6 protein-coding genes and 2 pseudogenes are annotated in these 5,947 nt (G+C 62.0%); 2 read left to right on the top strand and 6 right to left on the bottom strand.

What is annotated here, in order from left to right; all coding sequences use genetic code 11:
* The 3 genes and pseudogenes from EOA32_RS32005 to tauA all read right to left on the bottom strand — a co-directional run.
* A pseudogene (locus EOA32_RS32005) lies at positions 1–297 on the bottom strand (taurine transporter subunit); the annotation flags it as partial.
* On the bottom strand, positions 294–1,085 hold the full coding sequence (locus EOA32_RS32010; RefSeq protein WP_128373858.1) for an ABC transporter ATP-binding protein: 792 nt from the start codon (positions 1,083–1,085) through the stop codon (positions 294–296). The gene EOA32_RS32010 and the pseudogene EOA32_RS32005, both read right to left, overlap by 4 nt.
* Positions 1,086–1,146: 61 nt before the next feature.
* Complete coding sequence (tauA, locus tag EOA32_RS32015; RefSeq protein WP_128373859.1) at positions 1,147–2,154, bottom strand: taurine ABC transporter substrate-binding protein; 1,008 nt, start codon at positions 2,152–2,154, stop codon at positions 1,147–1,149.
* 162 nt (positions 2,155–2,316) lie between these two features.
* Here tauA and EOA32_RS32020 point away from each other — a divergent pair, with 162 nt between their 5' ends.
* Both EOA32_RS32020 and EOA32_RS32025 read left to right on the top strand, forming a co-directional pair.
* Positions 2,317–2,703 carry a DUF1259 domain-containing protein gene (locus tag EOA32_RS32020; protein WP_128373860.1) on the top strand — a complete coding sequence of 129 codons (387 nt, stop codon included), beginning with the start codon at positions 2,317–2,319 and terminating at the stop codon, positions 2,701–2,703.
* 83 nt (positions 2,704–2,786) lie between these two features.
* Positions 2,787–3,959 (top strand): MFS transporter, encoded by a 1,173-nt coding sequence (locus EOA32_RS32025; protein WP_128373863.1) that lies wholly within the window; start codon positions 2,787–2,789, stop codon positions 3,957–3,959.
* Between the two features lie 40 nt (positions 3,960–3,999).
* Here EOA32_RS32025 and EOA32_RS32030 read toward each other — a convergent pair whose 3' ends face one another.
* The 3 genes and pseudogenes from EOA32_RS32030 to EOA32_RS38945 all read right to left on the bottom strand — a co-directional run.
* Complete coding sequence (locus EOA32_RS32030) at positions 4,000–4,713, bottom strand: ABC transporter permease (protein ID WP_128373861.1); 714 nt, start codon at positions 4,711–4,713, stop codon at positions 4,000–4,002.
* 16 nt (positions 4,714–4,729) lie between these two features.
* A complete protein-coding gene (locus tag EOA32_RS32035; RefSeq protein ID WP_128373862.1) occupies positions 4,730–5,371 on the bottom strand; it encodes a DUF1007 family protein in 642 nt (213 codons plus the stop codon).
* A gap of 80 nt (positions 5,372–5,451) precedes the next feature.
* Positions 5,452–5,947, bottom strand: a pseudogene (locus EOA32_RS38945) (hypothetical protein); the annotation flags it as partial.

Genomic DNA, 5,947 nt, shown 5'->3' on the forward strand with positions numbered 1-5,947 from the left:
GAGTGCCGCCGCAATGCGGCCGAGGCTTGCCGGCGTGTGGTCGAGCAGCGTGCCATTGGCATAGCCATCGGCCGCGACGGCGTTGAACTGGGTCAGCACGTCGGCCGGCGCCGGCAGGAACAGCGGCGATGCCCAGCCGAGTTGCGCGGCGAGCACCCACAATGCGATCAGCGCCGCCAACGTCACCAGGCTGATGCCGAACGTGCTTGCCGATGCTGAGCTGCGCGGCGGGGGAGACGGCCTCAGCTGAGCCGTGGCGGGAGGGAACGGGGTTCGGGAATTGGCGGCGAGCGTCATTGCAAGGTTCCTCTGCGGGCGCCTTCCGGCTGGTGGATGAGCGAGCGGATTTCCTGCCGCAGCTCAATGAAGCGCGGGTGGGACTGGATCGGCCCGAGATCGCCGCTTTCGGCGAAATCGCGCACGAAATCGGCATCGAAGCGCGCAACGATGCGGCCCGGCCGGGGTGACATCACGACGATGGTCGTGCCGAGTGTGAGTGCTTCCTCGATCGAATGGGTGATGAACAGGATCTGCTTGCCGGTTTTGGCCCAGACCGAAGCCAGAAGCTGCTGCATCTCGCGCGTCAGGCTGTCGAGGGCGCCGAATGGCTCGTCCATCAAAAGGATTTTCGGATCGGTGGCCAGCGCCCGGGCGATGCCGACGCGCTGGCGCATGCCGCCCGACAGTCCGTAGGGCGGCTTTTCGGCGAAATCGGCGAGCCCGACCAGGTCAAGAAGGTGCCTCGACCGCTCATGGCGTTCGATGCGCGAGAGGCCCCGGTACTTCAGGCCGAGCGCGACGTTGTCCAGCACATTGGCCCATGGCAGCAGGGTGTCTTTCTGGAACACGACGCCGCGATCGCCGCCCGGCGCCGCGATTTCGCGTCCATCCAGCGTGATCGTGCCTTCGGTGAGCGGCAGGAAGCCGGCGATCGCGTTCAGCAATGTCGACTTGCCGCACCCGGAAGCGCCGACCGCGACAACGATGGAAGCGGGAGCGATATCGAGCGACACGTGATCGAGCGCGTGCACGTGCTGGCCGTCGGAACCCGGAAAGGTGACGCTGGCATCGCGGATTCGAAGCATGGTGGCCTCCAGGCGATCTGGCTGGCGTGCCAGCCAGATCGGCGTTTTCCTTCAGGGATTGCTAGTTCGAGGCCTTGGCCACTGCCGCATATTGCGGATCGGCGAAGGCCGCATAGCTGTTCTTGACGGAGGTGATCTTGTGCTGGTCCTTCAAGAAGCCCGCGGTGTCCTTGAGGATTTTCGCGACAGCGCTCTTGTCGCCGCCGCCCAGCCATTTGTCGGAGACCTGTTCGTCGAGCGGCGGGACGACCGTCGTCTTCAATTGCTCCGAGTTCTCGGCCGCCGTGCCGCCCTGCAATTTCGCGATGAGCTTGGCGCTCTCGGAGTCCGGGCCCCAGGCAGCCGGGTTGCTCAGATAGGCCTGGTTAAAGCCGTCGATCAGCCGGACATACTGGCCGAGGAACTCCGGATTGGCCTTGGCGAATGCGCCGGTGACGACCAGCGCGCTGAAGGTGGGCGCGCCGCGATCAGCAACTTGGCCGGCCGTGAGCAGGACCTTGCCGTTCTTCTTGAGTTCGGACAGCGCTGGATCCCAGACGAAGCCGCCGTCGATGTCGCCGCGCTTCCAGGCCGCGACGATCTCGGGCTGCGGAATGGCGATAACCTGCGTTTCCTTCTCGGAGATGCCTTCCTGCTTGAGCACGGCCAGAAGCTGGTAGTGGTCCGTCGAGACCGGCGCCGCGGCGAGCTTCTTGCCGCGCAGGTCCGCCGGCGACTTGATTTCTGGCCGCACCACCAGCGCCTCGCCGTCGCGAGAGACGGACGAGATGTAGAACGCTTTCACGTCGAGGCCCTTGCTGACGGCAGCCGAGAACGGGCTCGATCCGACATCGCCGATCTGGACGTCGCCGGACGCGATGGCTGCGAAAATGTCGGCACCGGAATTGAAACGGCGGAATTCGATGTTCCACCCGGTCTTCCTGGCAAGGTCGCCATTGGCGATGCCAAGGTTATAGGGATTAGCCCCGGTTTGGTAAGCAATGACGACCTTCTTCTCGTCGGCATGAGCCATTCCAGAAGAGGCCGCCGCTGCGAGCGCGACCAGGGCGGCGGAAATCAGTTTTCGCATGAGATCGATCCTTTGAGCGGAGGGTTCACCCCTCGATTGCCCGCTCCATCCAGAGCGTCGGCTCAAAATCTAGTTAGTTATAGAATAAGACAGGAACGATTTTCCGAATGACAAGGGGAGAGCGGAAAATTGGCTCATCTGGGTTGTCAGCCGGTCCGACGAATGATCGTGCGCTTTCTCTCACCTTCCGAGGCGAAGCGAGGCGAAACCCTACTTCAAATCCGCAAGCAACACCTTACGGCGGATTATCCGATGTCCGCTTGTAGGCCAAGCAAACTTAATTTAACGGCAGGTATGCGGCGCAAAGCCGAATTGGTTCCTTTCGCCGTGACTCAGATTTGCGACTTGGTCTTGATCGCTTCCGACGTGAATTCAGTGCTAAAAGCATTGCGGGAAAGCGGAATAGAGGTCACGTCCGTCCACAATCAGCCCGACGACGAACCCCGGCTGTTCTCCATTGATTTCTGGGCAAATGGCGACTGTCGGAAAGTTGGCCAAAGGACCTGGCGCTCGATCAAGTACACCTCAAGACGGGTAGCTGATCTTTGACAGAGTCCCTTCGAAATTCCGAAGGCAACTGCGTTGGCCCTGGCGACGTCAAGGACCTTAGGAAAGGCGGCCGCGCTGCGGACATATACACGGCGCGGGCCTGTCGAGACTTTGGCGATGGCTTTGCCGCAGTGCTCTTGCCGGTATACCTGGCTTCAATCGGGCTTGGACCGCTCGAGATCGGCGTTGTCGCCACCGCCGCACTCCTTGGCTCGGCGCTGCTGACGCTCGGCATTGGATTCCTGGCCGCACGGGCGGACCGGCGCACTCTGCTTTTGGCTGCGTCCGGCCTGATGATCGCAACCGGGGTGGCCTACACGCAGTCAAGCACCTATGCAGCTGTTCTGCTCGTGGCTTTCCTGGGCACGATCAATCCTTCGTCCGGGAGTGTCAGCATCTTCGTTCCGCTCGAGCACGCCGTCTTGTCTCGGCTTGTCGCGGATACGGACCGCACGAAGGCATTCGCACGCTATAGCCTGTTAGGTGCGCTGGCGGCTGCGTTTGGAGCCCTTGCTGCAACCAGCCCCGATTTCTTGGTGACGATTGGGATCTCACGGCTCACGGCGCTGAAGGTTATGTTTGTTCTCTATGCATTTCTCGGCGTGGCCGGGGGCCTGGTGTACGCGCGCATTCCCGCTGGTCCGAAAACGTCTCCCCAGGACCCGCCCGCCGCAGCACTTGGGCCCTCGCGTGTCATCGTCTACAAGCTGGCTGCCCTGTTCAGCATAGACGCCTTCGCCGGCGGTTTTGCCGTGCAGTCACTCGTTGCGTTGTGGCTGTTCAGCAAATTTGGTCTTTCCCTGTCAGCCGCTGGGGCGTTCTTCTTCTGGTCGGGTGTTTTGTCGGCGGTCTCATTTCCGGTCGCCGCATGGCTGTCGAGGCGCATCGGGCTGGTGAACACGATGGTGTTCACGCACATCCCGTCAAGCATTTGCCTGATCCTGGCCGCGTTGGTGCCGAATCTCTATGCCTCCCTGGCATTTCTTCTTGTACGCGCAGCACTGTCCCAGATGGACGTGCCGACACGATCCTCGTATGTGATGGCGGTCGTCACGCCACCGGAGCGACCTGCGGCGGCAAGCGTGACCTCGGTGCCTCGCAGCCTGGCAGCCGCCGCGAGCCCCGCGATTGCCGGCGCGCTATTTGCCGCGGGGTTCGAAGCCTGGCCTCTGGTGATCTGCGGTGCCGCCAAGATCCTCTACGACTTGGCCTTGCTTTGGGCTTTCCGCCACATCAAACCGCCTGAAGAAAGCTGAAGCTGCACACGACCCTGTGCGACTGCGGTCAACCCATCCCTCAAGCTGCTGCGATCTGCCAGACGGCGACGCTGGCGAGCACGATCCCTGCAGCGCCTTCGATGCCGCGGGAGACAGCAGCGAACAGGCGTGGCCGGCTCTCAAAGATGTGCACAAGCCGTTCGCGGAACAGGATCGACAACACCGCGACCGTGGACAGGGTCAGTGCAACACCGGTCATCATCGTAACGGCAAAGAGAAGACCCGCTAGCGGAACTCCCCTCGACATCGCGAAGGTCATGACGAAAAGAGTCAACGGGCACGGGATCAGGCCAGCCATGAAGCCGACGGCCTCGCCCTCATGCTTGAGATGGTGGCCGTGGCTGAATGCCCGCCAGATCATCCAAACGCCGATAAGCCCGAGCAGCCCGCGGCTGACATCCTCCAGCAGCGGAGCTCGCCCGACGCTGCCAAGTGCGATCGAGACCAGCGGCAGAGACAACGCGGCGATGATCACCGCGATGGTGACATGAGTGAGGGACAGCGTGATGGAAACGAGCAGGCCACGCGCGACCTTGGCATCCGAGCCGGCAAGATAGGTAGCCAAGACCGCCTTGCTGTGGCCGGGCGTGAGCGCGTGGGCGGCGCCGAAAACGACGCCCATCGGAAGGAACGCCATGAAGCCCAGCCAGTCACCGCCGCTGGATAGCAACTTGATCTGGTCGGCGAGCGCCAGGTAGATCGTGCGCTGGAATTCGACGAGGTACTGGAACATCGAGCTGCGGTGTCCGTCACACGCAGGTCAATTCGAGGCGTGTCGCAAAGATCTTGCCGAGATTAGTGCCGGCCGGATCGCTGAAGAAAGCATCCGTCAGTCTCTTTTGGTTTTGGGCGATCGCCATGGTGGGATCGGGGCGCACGACCGCGCGCGTACAGCCCGGCGGCAGTCCGGCTACAGCGATCTTCTCATCGTCCGTGAAATCGATCGCCGTATAGAAGGTGGGATCATAAACGCCGATGCTGACCTTGCCTGCGAGCGGCAGCGCTGCTTTGGGCTGGGTCTCGAACTGCAGGATGAGTTGGTTGTTCTGATAGCTCGTATTCAGTCTGGTGGGCGGCGTCATCGCCACGTCCTTGCCGTCTACGGTGACCATCTGGAAGTAATTGTATTCGGCAAGCGATGCATGGATGGTAAGTGCGGCGGCGTCGAGTTCCTTGGCGTCGAGCACCAGATCGGCGTTCTTGTCGAACTCCATCAGCACCGTAGAGGAAAAGAGCTCATCGAAGCGCCACAGGTGCTTCAGCGTTTTAACGCTCCGGCCTGCCTCGACCTCCACGTCCAACTTGGCTTCGGCAAAGACGTGCGGGTGAGCCCCGGCAGAAGCGGTCGAAGCCAGCAGCGCAGCGCCCAATATCGTGCCCGTCAGCCGCATACGCGCTCGCCCTTCCCTAGTCGTTCGGTATCGATCTGTGCCAGCCCAAACAGGCGAAAATGGGACCGGGTGCACAGCCCTCAGTCGTCGACGATGGAACTTACTATGATGATGTCCGATCTGCCCGAAACCGCCATGGACGTCAAATGAACCAGCTGCTTGCGGTTGCCCGCGACCAATATGTAGAGCTTCGACACCTGGCTGCCCGTTCTTGTCTCGCCGATCTTCTCCGCATCGGTGCGCTCGAAGAAACGTTCTTCAAATTGGGCGCGGTCGACATTTGGCAGCTTTACGGTGCAGGTCTGGACTGCCCGACCGTCCATGTTGCCCCTGGTTACGGCGATCATTGTTCCGCTCGGCAACTCTTCGTCGGCCTCCCAGGCGCGAAAAGCGCTGACCTCGTTGACCGGAGCAAGAGCCGCGTAACCGGAGAGCGGGGTCCAACGGCGCGTCGCGGCTTGCGCCACGGTTCGTTCGAAGTCAGGGCCATGCGCAAGGCAGGTTTGGTGCAAGGCGTCCACGGCCTGATCGACACCGTCGGCAAGCGACGGCAGCGTCACCAAGCACGCTGCCGCA

Origin of the sequence: Mesorhizobium sp. M1A.F.Ca.ET.072.01.1.1 (genome assembly GCF_004023325.1) — a bacterium.
Lineage (GTDB): Bacteria > Pseudomonadota > Alphaproteobacteria > Rhizobiales > Rhizobiaceae > Mesorhizobium.

Bases quoted from the DNA above. Each gene is read 5' to 3' on its own strand.
- EOA32_RS32035 (WP_128373862.1), bottom strand. From the start codon at position 5,371: ATGCGGCTGACGGGCACGATATTGGGCGCTGCGCTGCTGGCTTCGACC.
- EOA32_RS32010 (WP_128373858.1), bottom strand. From the start codon at position 1,085: ATGCTTCGAATCCGCGATGCCAGCGTCACCTTTCCGGGTTCCGACGGC.
- EOA32_RS32020 (WP_128373860.1), top strand. From the start codon at position 2,317: ATGATCGTGCGCTTTCTCTCACCTTCCGAGGCGAAGCGAGGCGAAACC.
- EOA32_RS32030 (WP_128373861.1), bottom strand. From the start codon at position 4,713: ATGTTCCAGTACCTCGTCGAATTCCAGCGCACGATCTACCTGGCGCTC.
- tauA (WP_128373859.1), bottom strand. From the start codon at position 2,154: ATGCGAAAACTGATTTCCGCCGCCCTGGTCGCGCTCGCAGCGGCGGCC.